Raw genomic sequence first — 13,917 nt, 5'->3', positions numbered from 1 at the left:
CGAAGGTCGGGTCAATCGGCGCCGAAAGTGGCAGTTGCCATCTATCATCATGACAATGGGCCTGCTTGCTGCACCGCCCTACGCGCTGGCGGCCGTAAAGTGCCCAAGCGTCGGAAAACCTGTGGTCAGCCTGGAGTTGGGCAGCCGATATGAAAGCAATGACAAGTCTCGTTCCGACATCGACGAGAATGCAGACGCGGCCGTCGACAAGGCGTTGAAGCCGATCGACGTCTATGTCAGGAGCCTGGCAAATCTTTCCGACCAGTCGCCGAAGGCTTCGACGCGGGACGAAACGAACCGCTGTTTGTATCGTGCGCTATCGAGTTGGGCGGATGCCGGCGCACTTTCCGACCTCGGCACGCTCAATGCCAAGCTTGCGATCTCGCCGCGAGTGGCAGGAATGGCCATATCCTACTACGACGCAAAGGCCGTCACGCCGCCCGACGACGAACAGAAGAAGGCGATCGAAACCTGGCTTCAGTCTCTCGGCGTGGAGCTCATGACATTCTTCGACGAAGACGCGCCGAAAATGGCTTCGCGAAACAATTTACGGGCCTGGGCAGGGCTCGCCGTTGGCCAGATCGGCGTTGCAACCGACAATGACCAGCTTTCCAGTTGGGGCGCAAAAACGAATGAAATGGTTATATGCTCGGCAGACGATGACGGCGGACTGCCCTTGGAGATGAAGCGGGGCGACAAGGCGCTCCATTACCAGCTTCATGCGGTGGGTCCTCTTGTCGTCAATGCGGCACTCCTCAATGCGAAGTTCAACGACAGTTTCAGCGTGTGCCAGGGCAAGCTCGACCGGATCGTTGATTTCACGCTGTCCGCACTGCAGAAGCCAGAGCTGGCTGCGGCCAAGGCAGGCACGGAACAGACATTTTCGACTGGCAAGGAAAAACTCGAACCCTTCCAGATCGCATGGCTGGAACCCTATCTGAAGTTTCGGCAAAGTGAGAAAGCGACACGGCTCGCCGAGCGCTACCGGCCGCTATCCAATTCGAACCTCGGCGGAAACTTGACGAGTCAGTATTCCGCGAAGTCGAAAAAATGAGTGCAGGATAGCTGGAACGCCCTGCTTTACCACGACTGACGGCCAAAGGCGGGGGCTTGCAACCTATCCTCAACAACCAATCAATAGGGAGGTCGCGTTGAAAAAGCACCTGGCATTTGGGATCGCGTTCAGTGCCGTGGCCGCACTCACCTTTAATCCGGTTCTTGCTGCTCCGCCCACTGCCCCGCAACAACAAAGCGGATATGTTGCGCCTGACAGTCAATCCAGGCTCAGTCCGAAGGCCTGCGCAAAGCTGATAGCAAAAGCGAAAAACTCAGGCAAAAGTAACGAAATCATATTGAGAAGAAAGATGCGGCTTGAGGCACGAGGCTGCGTTTTCTGACGTCGGTCAGCGGCCATGTTTTCCGCGATCTGCGGTGTGAGTATCCAGCGGCCGGCCCCTGTCAGCAAGGCGTTCTGGCACGCCCGCTGATGCGCCACCCTCCCCTCATGTGGACCTGATGGTGCCAAAGGCGTAAGATGCCACCAATGCTGAGGGGCTCTCCGAAGGACGCACGCACGTGGCTATCTTCATGGACCGGCATGATCTTGCGGGGACATCCGCCGAAGATATAGCCGAGGCGCATCGCAGGGATCTGGCTGTCGAGGATCGGTATGGGGTGAAGTTCCTCACCTATTGGTATGACCAGCGGCGCGGAACGGCGTTTTGCCTGATCGATGCGCCGGACGCCGAGACCGCGCAATGCGTGCATCGCGAGGCACATGGATTTATCGCCGGTGAAGTGGTCGAGGTGGCATTGTCGGCGGTCGAGGCATTCCTTGGGCGCATTCACGAGCCCGAGCAGAAGGCCGGCCAGCCCGGGGCCGAAAGGGATGCCGGGCACAGGGCGATCCTGTTTACCGATATCGTGGGCTCGACGGAGATGACATCACGCCTTGGCGACCGCATGGCTGCGGAACTGGTGCGAGCGCATGATGCGATCGTGCGCCGTTGCCTGGCACAATGCGAGGGTCGGGAAGTGAAGCATACCGGCGACGGGATCATGGCCTCGTTCGTTTCGACGCACGCTGCCGTTGGCTGTGCCATGAGCATCCAGCGCGAATTCACCAGCTATAACAGCGGAACGCCGGAGCCCATTCACGTTCGTATCGGCCTTGATTGCGGCGAGCCGATCGAAGACAGCCACGATCTCTTCGGCTCGACTGTGCAGCTCGCCGCTCGGCTCTGTGCGGCAGCCGGAGTCGATCAGATACTCGTATCGGAGAATATCTTCAGGGAGCACGGAGCCTCCGATCTATTCGCCAACGCATCGCGCCGACGTCTCAAGGGCTTTTCGAAGCCGGTGCTGGCATTCGAATGCGCCTGGAGCGACGCCGAGGGAGTTCGGTCGCAGTAGGTAAATCGCAATATCGATGTCGGCGCCGCGCAGGTTCGAGCCGAATGAACGCAACAGAGCCTGCGAAAACGGCGCCCTACCCCATCACGATCTGCAGCTTCACGTCACTCGGACGCGCTTCGACGGCGCGATCGAAGGCGGCAATGGAATCCTCGAAGCGGAATGTCTCCGAGATCAGCGGCTTGAGATCGACACGACCGGAGCCGAGCAGCGCAATCGAACGCTCGTATTGGTGTGCGTAGCGGAACACGGTCTCGATGCGGATTTCCTTTGTCGAGGCCGTCGAGACATCGAAGCCGATGGGATTGACCGGCAGACCGACGGCGACGATGACACCGCCCGGACGGGGCAGTTCCATGATGGTTTCCCAGGCCTTTGGCGAGCCGGAGCATTCGAAGATCACATCAGCGCCCCAGCCATCCGTCAGGCGTGCCACTTCTTCGACGAGGTTCCTCTCGCGGATATTGACCGGGATGACACCCTGATATTGGGCGGCAATGTCGAGCTTTGGTTGGGCCAGATCAGCAACGACAGCGCGAGCACAGCCACCGGCAAGAGCGGCAATCGCCACCATCGTGCCAATCGGACCGGCACCAAGCACGACAGCCGTATCGCCGGGGCTGATCTTCGCCTTGGCTGCGGCCTGCATGCCGACCGCGAAGGGCTCGACCATGGCGCCTTCGGCGAAGCTGACGCCATCAGGAAGCTTGTAGGTATAATTGGCCGGATGCACGACTTCTGATGTCAGCACCCCGTGGACCGGCGGAGTGGCCCAGAAGGTTACGGCCGGGTCGACATTGTACATTCCAAGGCGACTCGCCTTGGAGTTGGGGTCGGGGATACCGGGCTCCATGCAGACGCGGTCGCCGACTTTCAGATGCGTGACGCCGGCGCCGACCTCGACGACGGTGCCGGCCGCTTCGTGTCCGAGCACCATCGGCTCGTTGACGATGAAGGGACCGATCTTGCCATGGGTGTAGTAATGCACATCGGAACCGCATACCCCGACCGTGTGGATCCTGATCTTCACCTGTCCCGGGCCTGTCTCCATTGGCAAATCAATGTCGCGAAGCGCGAGTTCATGCTGGCGCTCGAGCACCAGCGCGCGGACTTTGGCCATTTGTGTGTTTCCTTCCCGGTTGGCGCCCGCTCTTGTCTGGGCGCGGCGGCTTTGGCCGGACTATATGATCCGAAGCCTTCGCATTCAATCCGATCTTGAAGGCTTTTGCTCAATAAAAGTTCAAATGCTCACTTGCTTGAGATCGGATCAGCCGGGACCTGACGCGATTTGTCGCTGACGATGGTCCACCGGGAACCCCCGATCAATTCATTAACTGGGCGCTTGCCTGAATTTTCCTCGATCAGTGGTTGGAAGCTTGGGTGATCTTTATGCGGTGCTTATATCTGTAGTCGTTTATCACGCTCGAACCTTTATCCCGTCTGAGCCTATGAACGCGGAGCCAAGGCGACCCACGAAACCGGCTGGCAACAGCGACAGTCCTGGCTGATCCCCAGACCCGCCCGCACGAACGACAAGAGAGACTTCATGGAACTTTCGATGATCATCCGTCCCGAGCACACCTTCATCGGCGTGTCGGTGGCGACGAAATGGAAGGCGTTGGCGAATATTGCTGAGAAAGCCGCAATCGCCTTCCATGTCGAGGAGAGGAAGATAATCCAGGCTCTGGAGAGCCGTGAGAGCCTTGGATCGACGGGGATCGGCAATGGTGTCGCCGTGCCGCACGCTGTCGTCGAAGGGCTGACACATCCGCGTGGCTTGCTCGTGCGCTTTGCGCGGCCACTCGATTTCGAGGCCGTCGACGACGTGCCGACAGACATTGCCTTCGCGCTTCTGTTTGGCGAGGCCAACCGCGGCGAGTATCTGAACGTGCTGGCGGCTATCGCGCGCCAGCTGCAGGCGCCGGGGGTTCTTGCAGCCATGCGCAAGGCCAGGACCGTCGAAGAACTCTATTCTGATTTCCTGGCGGATTCGCGTCTTTGAGGAACCGGTAGATCGCTCCGATTTGGCTCGGTGTGCCAAAGCCGCAGGCCAGGCTGCCGCCCGGACCCGGCAGACAGGATCGCACCGAATGCCTCTCGACCATGGTTCGCCTCGTTGCTGGCGACAGCTTCGGGTTCTCGCCGCTCGGCGGACCTGCCAGCCGGTGCATCCGATCCGATTCCGGCAGTATCGATGAGGATAAGCGCCCGCAGACGGGCCGTGTTGCGGGGTGCACTGAAGGTTCGGCGTGCCCGAGGGAGCAAGTCCATTTCCAAAGTGCCTTCCAAATGGGATGCCATTCCAGAGTTGAGGGAGGAACAGAAACATTCTTCGTTTCATTATACGACTGACTTGGTAGAGTTTCGGCCATCAACGAAGGAGGTTTCCATGCAGTCCATAAGGATCACACGGCTTCTCGCGGCTGTGGCGCTGGCGGGCAGCGTCGCAATCGGGGCTGTCGCTCCCGCACTCGCGGATCAGACGCTTCTCAACGTATCCTACGATCCGACGAGAGAACTGTATAAGGATTTCAACACCGCCTTCGCTGCGAAGTGGCGGAAGGACACCGGTGAAGCGGTCACCGTCAAGGCTTCTCATGGTGGGTCCGGCGCACAGGCGCGTTCTGTCATCGACGGGCTTGATGCCGATGTCGTAACCCTTGCCCTCGAGGGCGATATCGACGCGATTGCCAAGAAGACTGGAAAGATCCCTGCCGACTGGAAGACCAAGTTCCCGAACAACTCGACGCCGTACACCTCCACGATCGTCTTCCTTGTGCGCAAGGGCAATCCGAAGGGCATCAAGGACTGGGCTGATCTGGTGAAGGATGATGTCCAGGTCATCACGCCCAACCCGAAGACGTCGGGTGGCGCGCGCTGGAACTTCCTGGCCGCCTGGGCATGGGCCAAGCAGGCCAATGGCGGCGATGACGCCAAGGCACAGGAATATGTAACAAAGCTCCTGCAGCATGTCCCGGTACTCGACACCGGTGCGCGCGGCGCAACAACGACCTTCGTGCAACGCGGCCTCGGCGACGTCCTCCTTGCCTGGGAGAACGAGGCCTATCTCTCCCTGGAAGAACTTGGTCCCGATCAGTTCGAGATCGTCACCCCGGCATTCTCGATCCGCGCGGATCCGCCGGTCGCCGTCGTTGACGGCAACGTCGACAAGAAGGGCACCCGCAAGCTCGCTGAAGCCTATCTGAATTATCTCTATTCGGACGAAGGCCAGAAGATTGCTGCCAAGCACTTCTACCGGCCGATCAAGCCCGAAGCTGCCGACAAGGCAGACATTGCGCGCTTCCCGAACCTGAAGCTGGCGACAATCGACGATTTCGGCGGCTGGAAGGACGCGCAGCCGAAATTCTTCGGCGATGGCGGCGTATTTGACCAAATCTACAAGCCGGCACAATAATACGTCGCATGAAAGCATATAGCCCCACGCGGTGGCGGTTCAGACGGCCGAGTGTCATTCCAGGCTTTGGAATGGCGCTCGGCCTTACCTTGACCTGGCTCACCCTTCTGATCCTCATTCCGCTTTCGGGCCTTGCCTGGCGGTCGAGCGAGCTCGGCTGGACAAAATTCCTGGCCATCGCCTTCGATCCTCGAACGCTGAGTGCTCTTCGCATCAGCTTTGGAACCGCCTTCGCAGCCGCCTGCCTCAATGCCGCCTTCGGCGTCGTTCTGGCCTGGGTGCTCGTGCGCTACCGCTTCCCTGGCAAACGCATCATAGATGCCATGGTCGATTTGCCGTTTGCATTGCCGACCGCCGTGGCCGGTATTGCGCTCGCAACGCTTTATGCGCCGAATGGCTGGATCGGCCAGTTCCTGACACCGCTCGGCATCAAGATCGCCTTCACGCCGCTTGGTATCGTCATTGCCCTGGTCTTCGTCGGCCTTCCCTTCGTTGTGCGGACGGTCCAGCCCGTCATGGAGGAGATCGACAAGGAGGTGGAAGAAGCTGCCGCAACGCTTGGCGCCACGCGTCTGCAGACGATCTTCCGCGTTTTGTTGCCGGGCCTCGCCCCACCTGTCCTGACGGGTTTTGCGCTCGCCTTCGCCCGCGGCGTCGGCGAGTATGGCTCGGTGATCTTTATTGCCGGCAATCTTCCGTTCCGGTCGGAGATTGCGCCGCTTCTGATCGTCATCAAGCTCGAAGAATACAATTATGCAGCTGCGACGGGCATCGCGGCCGTGATGCTGGTCATCTCGTTTGCCATGTTGCTGATCATCAACCTCATCCAGAGCTGGAGCAGACGGAGATATGGTTATGGCACTTGATACCAGCGCTCCGACAAAGCTGCGCTCCGCCGTTACCGAGCACCGGTTCGCGCGGTGGACGCTGATCCTTGTCTCTCTCACTTTCCTGACGCTGATCCTGCTTCTGCCCCTGGCAGCCGTTTTCGTCGAAGCCTTCCGCAAGGGGGCGGGACCGTTCCTCGAGGCGCTTCAGGACGAGGAGACCTTTTCCGCCATTCGCCTGACCCTCATCGTCGCGGGTGTCAGCGTGCCTCTCAACCTGTTTTTCGGAGTGGCGGCCGCCTGGGCGATTGCCAAGTTCGAGTTCAAGGGCAAGGCTCTTCTGACAACGTTGATCGACCTGCCCTTTTCGGTCTCGCCGGTCATTTCGGGCCTGGTCTTCGTCCTGTTGCTTGGTGCCAATACCTATCTTGGTCATTGGCTGAGCGCCTACAACATCAAGATCCTGTTTGCCGTTCCGGGGCTCATTCTCGCGACCATGTTCGTCACCTTTCCCTTCGTGGCGCGCGAGCTGATCCCCCTGATGCAGGAACAGGGGACGGGTGACGAAGAGGCGGCGATATCGCTCGGGGCCAGTGGCTGGCAGACCTTCTGGCATGTGACCTTGCCGAACATCAAATGGGGTCTGCTCTACGGCGTGCTGCTCTGCAACGCCCGCGCCATGGGCGAGTTCGGCGCCGTTTCTGTGGTCTCCGGTCACATCCGGGGACAGACGAACACCATGCCGCTGCAGGTGGAAATTCTCTATAACGAGTACAATTTCACCGGCGCGTTTGCCGTCGCCACCCTGCTTGCCTTGCTTGCGCTCGTGACCCTTGTTTTAAAGACGCTGCTCGAGATGCGATACAGCGAAGAAATCGCCGCCAGCCGACGGCACTGAAGGAATTAGAATGGAAGTTCGCGTACAAAACCTGCGCAAGGAATTCGAACGCTTTCCGGCGCTGCACGACGTCTCGCTGGACATACACTCCGGCGAACTGATTGCGCTTCTCGGACCGTCCGGTTCCGGCAAGACGACCTTGCTGCGTCTTATTGCCGGTCTCGAGAGCCCGACGGAAGGGTCGATCTATTTCGGCGACGAGGATGCATCGAAGAAGACCGTGCAGCAGCGCAATATCGGCTTCGTGTTCCAGCATTATGCCCTCTTCCGGCATATGACCGTGCTCGACAATGTCTCCTTCGGCCTGAAAGTGCGCGATGGTAAGCGGCGTCCGCCCAAGGCTGAGATCCGCAGGCGGGCTCTGGAGCTTCTCGACCTCGTTCAGCTCTCCGGCCTGGAGAAGCGCTATCCGGCCCAGCTTTCCGGCGGCCAGCGTCAGCGCGTGGCGCTTGCGCGCGCCATGGCGGTTGAGCCGAACGTGCTTCTGCTTGACGAGCCCTTCGGCGCCCTCGACGCCCAGGTGCGCAAGGATCTGCGCAAATGGCTGCGCGAGATCCATGATCGCACCGGCCACACCACCGTCTTCGTCACGCACGACCAGGACGAGGCGATGGAGCTTGCCGACCGCGTGGTCGTCATGAGCCAGGGCGCGATCGAGCAGGTCGGAACACCCGACGAGGTATACGACAACCCAAACTCTCCCTTCGTCTTTGGCTTTGTCGGACAGTCGAACTGTCTCGACGTGCGGGTCAATGGCGGCGAGATCTGGTTCGAGGATCGGCCGCTCGGGCTGAAGGTAGAGAGCGAAGCGGATGGAGACGCCCAGCTTTACTTCCGGCCGCACGATATCGAGTTGCGGGACGGCTGCGGCGGTTGCATCGCCGGTCTGCTGACGACAAGCCGGCGCGTTGCCGGCACGCGCCATATCGAGGTCGACATCGGCAAGGGACATCCGCCCATCGAACTCGAACTGTCGCCTTCGCAGGCAGGGGCGCTAGATCGGACGCGGATCGCCTTCAGACCGACACGGTGGAAGTTGTTCCGGCCGGCTTCATAGTGACAGTCCACTCGCTCGATAACGGTACGAATCAGCATGCCGCGCGGGCCGATTTCGGTGGTTGCATCCGCCTGGCGGTCATTACCGGCGATGGTAGATCTCTTTGTTTTCGGTGGGCGGCAGGAGTGCGAATCACCCTGCGCAGCCGGGCGAAAGGCCCCCAAATCAAATTGTGATACTAATTGGGTTTGAAATTTACCTGAAACGCAGGTAAAAAAGCGATCACTTAATCGAGAAGGGCTTACTACTCTAAATAGGGGGCACCTGACATTGAGGGCGCATACATCGTTGGGAAAATCTCTCGCCGGGATTTTGCTCGCGGGCGTGGCTGCTGCAGGCTGCACGACCGCACAGCAACCGGCTTCGAAGGTGGTGAGCGACGCCACCAAGCCCAGGAATGCGGCGCACGCGGCGCAATCATCCAAAGTTACCTTCAATTATACGGCCAAGGATCGCGATTGCCTGAAGCGGGCAATGTACTTCGAATCCGAGCATTCTGATCGCGACGGCTACATGGCGGTCGGAACCGTGGTCATGAACCGTCTGACGTCGGGCGCCTATCCCGATTCAATCTGCGGTGTCGTTGCCCAACAGAGGCAGTTTGCACCTGGCGTGATGACGCGCGAGGTCGAGCCTGTGGCCGAGGTTGAACTGGCAGACGCCGCTGACGCAATCTTGCGTGGCGAACGGCATCCGGGCGTCAAGGACGCGATGTTCTTTCACACGGACGGTCTGACGTTTCCATATCGCAACATGCACTACGTGACGATTGCCGGCGGCAATGCGTTCTACGAGAAGCGTGGCCGGGACGGCGCGCTGCAGACGCCAGCACCCTTGCCCGCATATGAAGTTGCAATGAACTATCTGCCGGGCCGCAGCATGATGCCGGCGCAGTTCGAGGCGCTTGTTCCGACGACGGTCCCTGTGCCGATCCCGATGCCCGGGACGGTGGCGACCTTGGGAACGGAACCGGCTCCTCCGGCACCGACGGAAGCTGTCGTGCCTGTCAGCACCGACGCGGTGATACCAGTCGCCATTCCGACGCCGAGGCCGGACTTCGATAACGCCGTTCTGCGCGGCAGCCTCGCCCACGGCTGAGGCTGTTCGCCCTACTTCGCCCTGGTTCCATCGGCATCGAAGACGTGCAGATGCTGTGCCGGGAACGACACGTTGATTGTCGGGCCGGATGTCAACGCGGCCCGGTCGAGCGTGAAGATCTTGAATGGCAGGCCGTGCAGCGACAGGTGCAGGATGATGCCGAAACCGGTCGGCTCGACCAATTCGACGTTCGCGTTCAGACCGCCTTCGCTGGTAATCACAACATGCTCCGGACGAATGCCGAGCGTGACTTTGGCACCGTTTGTCAGCGACAGCGGCGCAGCGAGCGGGACAACCGTTCCGTCCTTCAGGCGGACCCCGCCGTCTGTATAGGTCGCGTCCAGGAAATTCATGCCTGGCGAGCCGATGAAGCCGGCGACGAAAAGGTTGGCGGGAGTATCGTAGAGTTCGAGCGGGCTGCCGACCTGCTGCACGACACCGCCATGCATGGCAACGATCCTGTCGGCGAGCGTCATCGCCTCGATCTGGTCGTGCGTGACATAGATCGAGGTCGCCTTCAGGTCGCCATGCAGTTTCTTGATTTCCGCGCGCATCTGTTCGCGCAGGCGCGCGTCGAGGTTCGACAGCGGCTCATCGAAGAGGAAGGCTTTCGGCTGGCGCACGATGGCACGGCCCATGGCGACGCGTTGGCGCTGGCCGCCCGAAAGCGCCTTCGGCCGGCGTTCGAGCAGCGGATCGAGGCCGAGCTTGGAGGCGGCAGCACCGACGGCGCTGGCGATCTTTTCCTTGGCGGTTTTGCGAAGCTTCAGGCTGTAGCTCATGTTGCCGGCGACATTCATGTGAGGATAGAGCGCGTAGGACTGGAACACCATGGCGATGTCGCGGTCCTTCGGATGCAACTCGTTGACGCGATTGCCGGCAATGCGGATCTCGCCGCCGGTAACGTCCTCGAGGCCAGCGATCATGCGCAGCAGGGTGGACTTGCCGCAGCCCGACGGGCCGACAAGCACGACGAACTCGCCGTCCTTGATCCTGAGGTCGACGTCATGCAGCACTTTGACGGGGCCATAGGCCTTCTTGACGTTCTGGATATCGATCGATGCCATTTTGATTAACCCTTGACCGCGCCGGCCGTCAGGCCCTGGACGAGATAACGCTGGATGAGCAGGAAGAAGAGACCGGCCGGGATGAGCGCGAGCACGCCCGCCGCCATCATCTGCCCGAAATCCACGGAGAATTTGGAAACGAAGGTCAAAAGCCCGACCGGGAAGGTCGCCGCGTCGTTGCCGTTGATCAGCATGAGGGCAAAGAGCAGTTCGCTCCACGCAGCGGTGAAGACAAAGCCGAGCGTTGCGGCGATGCCGGGCAACGTCAGCGGCAGGATGATTTGCCGGAAGGCCGTAAACTGCGTTGCGCCGTCGATCATCGCTGCCTCCTCGAGATCCTTCGGAATGCCGTCGAAGAACGACTGCATCAGGAAGGTGGCAAAGGGCACGTTGAAGGCGGTGTAGACGACGACGAGACCGGTCAGGCTGTTTGTCAGGTGCAGTGGCGTCAGGATCTTGAAGATCGGCGCAACCAGCATGACAAGCGGGAACATCTGCGTCAGCAGCATCAAGGCGACGATCCAGTACTTCGCCCGGAAGTTGAAGCGTGACAGGGCATAGCCCGAAAGCGAAGCGCAGATTGTCACCACGACGGCGGTCGAGGCCGACACGATCAGGCTGTTCTTGAAGAAGGTCGGGAAGGCACTGTGCTGGATGACGAAGGAATAATGCTCAAAGGTCGTCCGTGAAGGCCACATCCGGACGCCTTCCGTATAGAGCAGGTCGTTCGGCGTCACCGACACCTTGAGGAGCCAGAACAGCGGAAACAGCGCAAAGACGATGTAGCAGAGAATGGCCAGGCGATGCGCAATGGTGGGGAGAAGGGATCGCTTCATGGCATCAATCCTTGTTCAGCAGGGTCTGCCGCAGCAGGATGATCAGCATCGAGTAGGCGAGCAGCAGGACGAGCAGCACCAGTGCGATTGCCGAGGCATAGCCGAAGTCCAGCCGCTTGAAGGCCTGCGTGAAGATGTAGCTCGCGACGATCTGCGTCCGGTCGGCCGGTCCGCCGCCGGTCATGACGACGATCAGGTCGGCGAAGTTGGAGACCCAGACGGTGCGCAGCAGCACGGTGATGGCAATCGTCGGCGCGAGGAAGGGCAAGGTGATCGAACGAAACCGCTGGAACCAGCCGGCGCCGTCGATGGAGGCTGCCTCATAGAGATCGCGCGGGATCGCCTGCAGTGCGGCAAGCAGGGTGATCGCAAAGAACGGGATGCCCCACCAGACATTGGCGATAATCGGTCCCCACATCGCATGGTGCGGATCGGAGAGGATGTTGGCAGGCTCGCTCATCAGCCCCAGCGCAAACAGCCAGTGCGGGATTGGCCCGATCACGGGATTGAATAGCCAGGCCCAGTTCAGACCGGCGAGGAAGGATGGGACAGCCCAGGGCAGAAAGACCAGAGCCTGCACGACACCCCTGCCCCAGAACGGCTTGTCGAGCAGAAGCGCGAGGATGAGGCCGAAGATGAACTGCAGCAGGACGGAGGCGCCCGTCCACAACAGCGTATTCTTCAAGGCACCGTAAAAAGCGGCATCTTGCGAGAGTGCACGGAAATGGTCGAGCCCGATGAAGCCGCCCGAAAAGGGATTGAGCAGCTGGATGTCACGAAACGCGTAGGACACCCCGATCACCAGTGGCACCAGCATCACCGCAATGATCAGGACCAGCGATGGCGCACTGTAGAGATAGGGTTCGGAGGCATCGGCGACGCGCTTCAGCCAGGGGCGTCTGTCCTGGCGCCTTTCCAGCGTATCGGCAGTCATGGTCATCAGACAAAATCCGTTTTGCGGCGCTTGTTGCGCCGTCGCAAGACAGGGAAGGAGGCGGCGGACAGGTCCGCCGCCGGTGGTCCGTTACTTCTTGGCGAGGAACTTCTGCTGTGCCTTGGTCAGATAATCTGCCCACTGGTCAGCCAGTTCCTTCGGCGTGATGTCGCCGAGAAGCGCCTGCTGGGTCGTCTTGATCGCGAGCGAATCCTTGAAGAAGGCGAACTCTTCGAGGTAGGTCGGCATCACGGTCGGAACAATATTCGGATCGGCCAGCTCCTCGAACCAACCCTTGAACTGATCGCCCGCATAGAAGGGATCCTTCTCGGCCGAGGTATGAACCGGAAGTGCGCCCGTCCGCTTGTTCCACTCGATGTTGCCCTCAGGCGATTCAAGTGTCTCGATCAGCTTCCAGGAGAGATCCTTGTTCTGGCTGGTGGTGAACATCGACCAGCCGGCAAAGCCGATCGTCGTGAAGCCCTTGCCGCTCGGGCCGACCGGCATCTTGGTGACGCCGAAATCTTCCGGCTTCATGCGCTGGGCAACCGCGATCAGCGCGTCCGGATCCTGGTCGAGCATCGCGCAGGTGCCTGAGTAGAAGCCGGCGACGGTTTCATTGAAGCCCCAGTTGACGCTGTCCTTCGGCGTCAGGCCCTTCTTGTAGAGATCGACAACCCATTCGAGACCCTTTGCCCAGCCTTCGCTGTTCATGGTCGAGGTGCCGTCCTCGTTGAAGAACTTGTTGGAGCCCGCCATCGTCGCGCCGAACATCACCCAGCCGTTCAGACCGCCCGGACCACCGCGCAGGCAGTAACCGGACTTGCCCGGGAGCTTGGAGACCTTTTCGGAAGCTGCGACGAAATCGTCAAGCGTCTTCGGCGGCTCGGAAACGCCGGCTTCCTTGAAGAGGTTCTTGTTGTAGAACAGCGCACGCAGGTAGAAGCCGTAGGGCAGCATGTAGGCGGTGTTCTTGACGTCGCGGCCGAGTTCAAGGGCGCGCGGCGTCAGGCCCTTGGTGTGCTCCCATTTGGCAAGGTAAGGCTCGAGGCTTTCGAGCATGCCGTTGTTGGCATAGAGCGAAAGCCAGGTGTCGGGCATTTCCATCACGTCTGGCGTGTCGCCGGCCGAGACCATGGTCGCGAACTTCTGGAAGGCTTCGTTCCAGGGCAGCGAGATGATGTCGACCTTGGTGCCGGGGTTTGCAGCCTCGAACTTGCCGACGATCGATTTCAGGGTCTCGGTTCGTTCGGGGCTGGTGATGACCTCGACCAGTTTCAGCGTGGTATCGGCGAGCGCCGTACCGGCCATCATCGTGGCGAGTAGAGTGGCGGTGATCAGTCTTTTCATGCTTGCTCCCCCTTTTCAGGTTT

Annotated in this window: 14 protein-coding genes; 9 read left to right on the top strand and 5 right to left on the bottom strand. The window is 60.3% G+C overall.

The window, feature by feature from the left end; all coding sequences use genetic code 11:
• Positions 1-34 precede the first annotated feature (34 nt).
• The 3 genes from RHIBUN_RS0102620 to RHIBUN_RS0102610 all read left to right on the top strand — a co-directional run bounded on the left by RHIBUN_RS0102620 (position 35) and on the right by RHIBUN_RS0102610 (position 2,412).
• Positions 35-1,054, top strand: a complete 1,020-nt coding sequence (locus tag RHIBUN_RS0102620) for an alginate lyase family protein (RefSeq protein ID WP_198021125.1) — start codon at positions 35-37, stop codon at positions 1,052-1,054.
• A gap of 97 nt (positions 1,055-1,151) precedes the next feature.
• Positions 1,152-1,397, top strand: coding sequence for a hypothetical protein (locus RHIBUN_RS36265; protein WP_156932664.1), 246 nt, complete (start codon positions 1,152-1,154; stop codon positions 1,395-1,397).
• Positions 1,398-1,575: 178 nt separating this feature from the next.
• A complete protein-coding gene (locus RHIBUN_RS0102610) occupies positions 1,576-2,412 on the top strand; it encodes a nickel-binding protein (RefSeq protein WP_025658312.1) in 837 nt (278 codons plus the stop codon).
• A gap of 76 nt (positions 2,413-2,488) precedes the next feature.
• Here the strand turns inward: RHIBUN_RS0102610 and RHIBUN_RS0102605 are convergent, their stop codons facing one another.
• Entirely contained in the window at positions 2,489-3,532 is a 1,044-nt protein-coding gene (locus RHIBUN_RS0102605) for an NAD(P)-dependent alcohol dehydrogenase (RefSeq protein ID WP_025658311.1), read from the bottom strand.
• Between the two features lie 426 nt (positions 3,533-3,958).
• On the opposite strand from RHIBUN_RS0102605, the gene RHIBUN_RS0102600 reads away from it, so the two are divergent.
• The 6 genes from RHIBUN_RS0102600 (at position 3,959) to RHIBUN_RS0102575 (ending at position 9,707) form a co-directional block, all read left to right on the top strand.
• Entirely contained in the window at positions 3,959-4,414 is a 456-nt protein-coding gene (locus RHIBUN_RS0102600) for a PTS sugar transporter subunit IIA (RefSeq protein ID WP_025658310.1), read from the top strand.
• Between the two features lie 387 nt (positions 4,415-4,801).
• Positions 4,802-5,827, top strand: a complete 1,026-nt coding sequence (locus tag RHIBUN_RS0102595) for a sulfate ABC transporter substrate-binding protein (RefSeq protein ID WP_025658309.1) — start codon at positions 4,802-4,804, stop codon at positions 5,825-5,827.
• 8 nt (positions 5,828-5,835) lie between these two features.
• Positions 5,836-6,693, top strand: a complete 858-nt coding sequence (gene cysT, locus RHIBUN_RS0102590) for a sulfate ABC transporter permease subunit CysT (RefSeq protein WP_025658308.1) — start codon at positions 5,836-5,838, stop codon at positions 6,691-6,693.
• Complete coding sequence (gene cysW, locus RHIBUN_RS0102585) at positions 6,683-7,552, top strand: sulfate ABC transporter permease subunit CysW (protein WP_025658307.1); 870 nt, start codon at positions 6,683-6,685, stop codon at positions 7,550-7,552. Before cysT ends, cysW begins: the two co-directional genes overlap by 11 nt.
• A 10-nt stretch (positions 7,553-7,562) precedes the next feature.
• On the top strand, positions 7,563-8,609 hold the full coding sequence (locus RHIBUN_RS0102580; RefSeq protein ID WP_025658306.1) for a sulfate/molybdate ABC transporter ATP-binding protein: 1,047 nt from the start codon (positions 7,563-7,565) through the stop codon (positions 8,607-8,609).
• 270 nt (positions 8,610-8,879) lie between these two features.
• Complete coding sequence (locus RHIBUN_RS0102575; RefSeq protein ID WP_025658305.1) at positions 8,880-9,707, top strand: cell wall hydrolase; 828 nt, start codon at positions 8,880-8,882, stop codon at positions 9,705-9,707.
• A gap of 11 nt (positions 9,708-9,718) precedes the next feature.
• Here RHIBUN_RS0102575 and ugpC read toward each other — a convergent pair whose 3' ends face one another.
• The 4 genes from ugpC to RHIBUN_RS0102555 form a co-directional block, all read right to left on the bottom strand.
• Positions 9,719-10,774 (bottom strand): sn-glycerol-3-phosphate ABC transporter ATP-binding protein UgpC, encoded by a 1,056-nt coding sequence (gene ugpC, locus RHIBUN_RS0102570; protein ID WP_025658304.1) that lies wholly within the window; start codon positions 10,772-10,774, stop codon positions 9,719-9,721.
• Between the two features lie 5 nt (positions 10,775-10,779).
• Entirely contained in the window at positions 10,780-11,610 is an 831-nt protein-coding gene (locus RHIBUN_RS0102565) for a carbohydrate ABC transporter permease (RefSeq protein ID WP_025658303.1), read from the bottom strand.
• 4 nt (positions 11,611-11,614) lie between these two features.
• Positions 11,615-12,550, bottom strand: a complete 936-nt coding sequence (locus RHIBUN_RS0102560; protein ID WP_025658302.1) for a sugar ABC transporter permease — start codon at positions 12,548-12,550, stop codon at positions 11,615-11,617.
• An 84-nt stretch (positions 12,551-12,634) separates the two neighbouring features.
• Positions 12,635-13,894, bottom strand: a complete 1,260-nt coding sequence (locus RHIBUN_RS0102555) for a sugar ABC transporter substrate-binding protein (protein WP_025658301.1) — start codon at positions 13,892-13,894, stop codon at positions 12,635-12,637.
• Positions 13,895-13,917 lie beyond the last annotated feature (23 nt).

This window comes from Rhizobium sp. IBUN (assembly GCF_000510625.1).
In the GTDB taxonomy this organism is placed as follows: domain Bacteria; phylum Pseudomonadota; class Alphaproteobacteria; order Rhizobiales; family Rhizobiaceae; genus Rhizobium; species Rhizobium altiplani.
Note: the sequence above shows the minus strand (reverse complement) of the source record. Positions and strands in the feature narration are given on the sequence as shown.

Excerpts from the sequence above, each read along its gene's own strand:
- cysW (WP_025658307.1), top strand. The coding sequence starts at position 6,683 with ATGGCACTTGATACCAGCGCTCCGACAAAGCTGCGCTCCGCCGTTACC.
- RHIBUN_RS0102600 (WP_025658310.1), top strand. The coding sequence starts at position 3,959 with ATGGAACTTTCGATGATCATCCGTCCCGAGCACACCTTCATCGGCGTG.
- RHIBUN_RS0102560 (WP_025658302.1), bottom strand. The coding sequence starts at position 12,550 with ATGACCATGACTGCCGATACGCTGGAAAGGCGCCAGGACAGACGCCCC.
- RHIBUN_RS0102555 (WP_025658301.1), bottom strand. The coding sequence starts at position 13,894 with ATGAAAAGACTGATCACCGCCACTCTACTCGCCACGATGATGGCCGGT.
- ugpC (WP_025658304.1), bottom strand. The coding sequence starts at position 10,774 with ATGGCATCGATCGATATCCAGAACGTCAAGAAGGCCTATGGCCCCGTC.
- RHIBUN_RS0102580 (WP_025658306.1), top strand. The coding sequence starts at position 7,563 with ATGGAAGTTCGCGTACAAAACCTGCGCAAGGAATTCGAACGCTTTCCG.
- RHIBUN_RS0102595 (WP_025658309.1), top strand. The coding sequence starts at position 4,802 with ATGCAGTCCATAAGGATCACACGGCTTCTCGCGGCTGTGGCGCTGGCG.
- cysT (WP_025658308.1), top strand. The coding sequence starts at position 5,836 with ATGAAAGCATATAGCCCCACGCGGTGGCGGTTCAGACGGCCGAGTGTC.
- RHIBUN_RS0102565 (WP_025658303.1), bottom strand. The coding sequence starts at position 11,610 with ATGAAGCGATCCCTTCTCCCCACCATTGCGCATCGCCTGGCCATTCTC.
- RHIBUN_RS0102605 (WP_025658311.1), bottom strand. The coding sequence starts at position 3,532 with ATGGCCAAAGTCCGCGCGCTGGTGCTCGAGCGCCAGCATGAACTCGCG.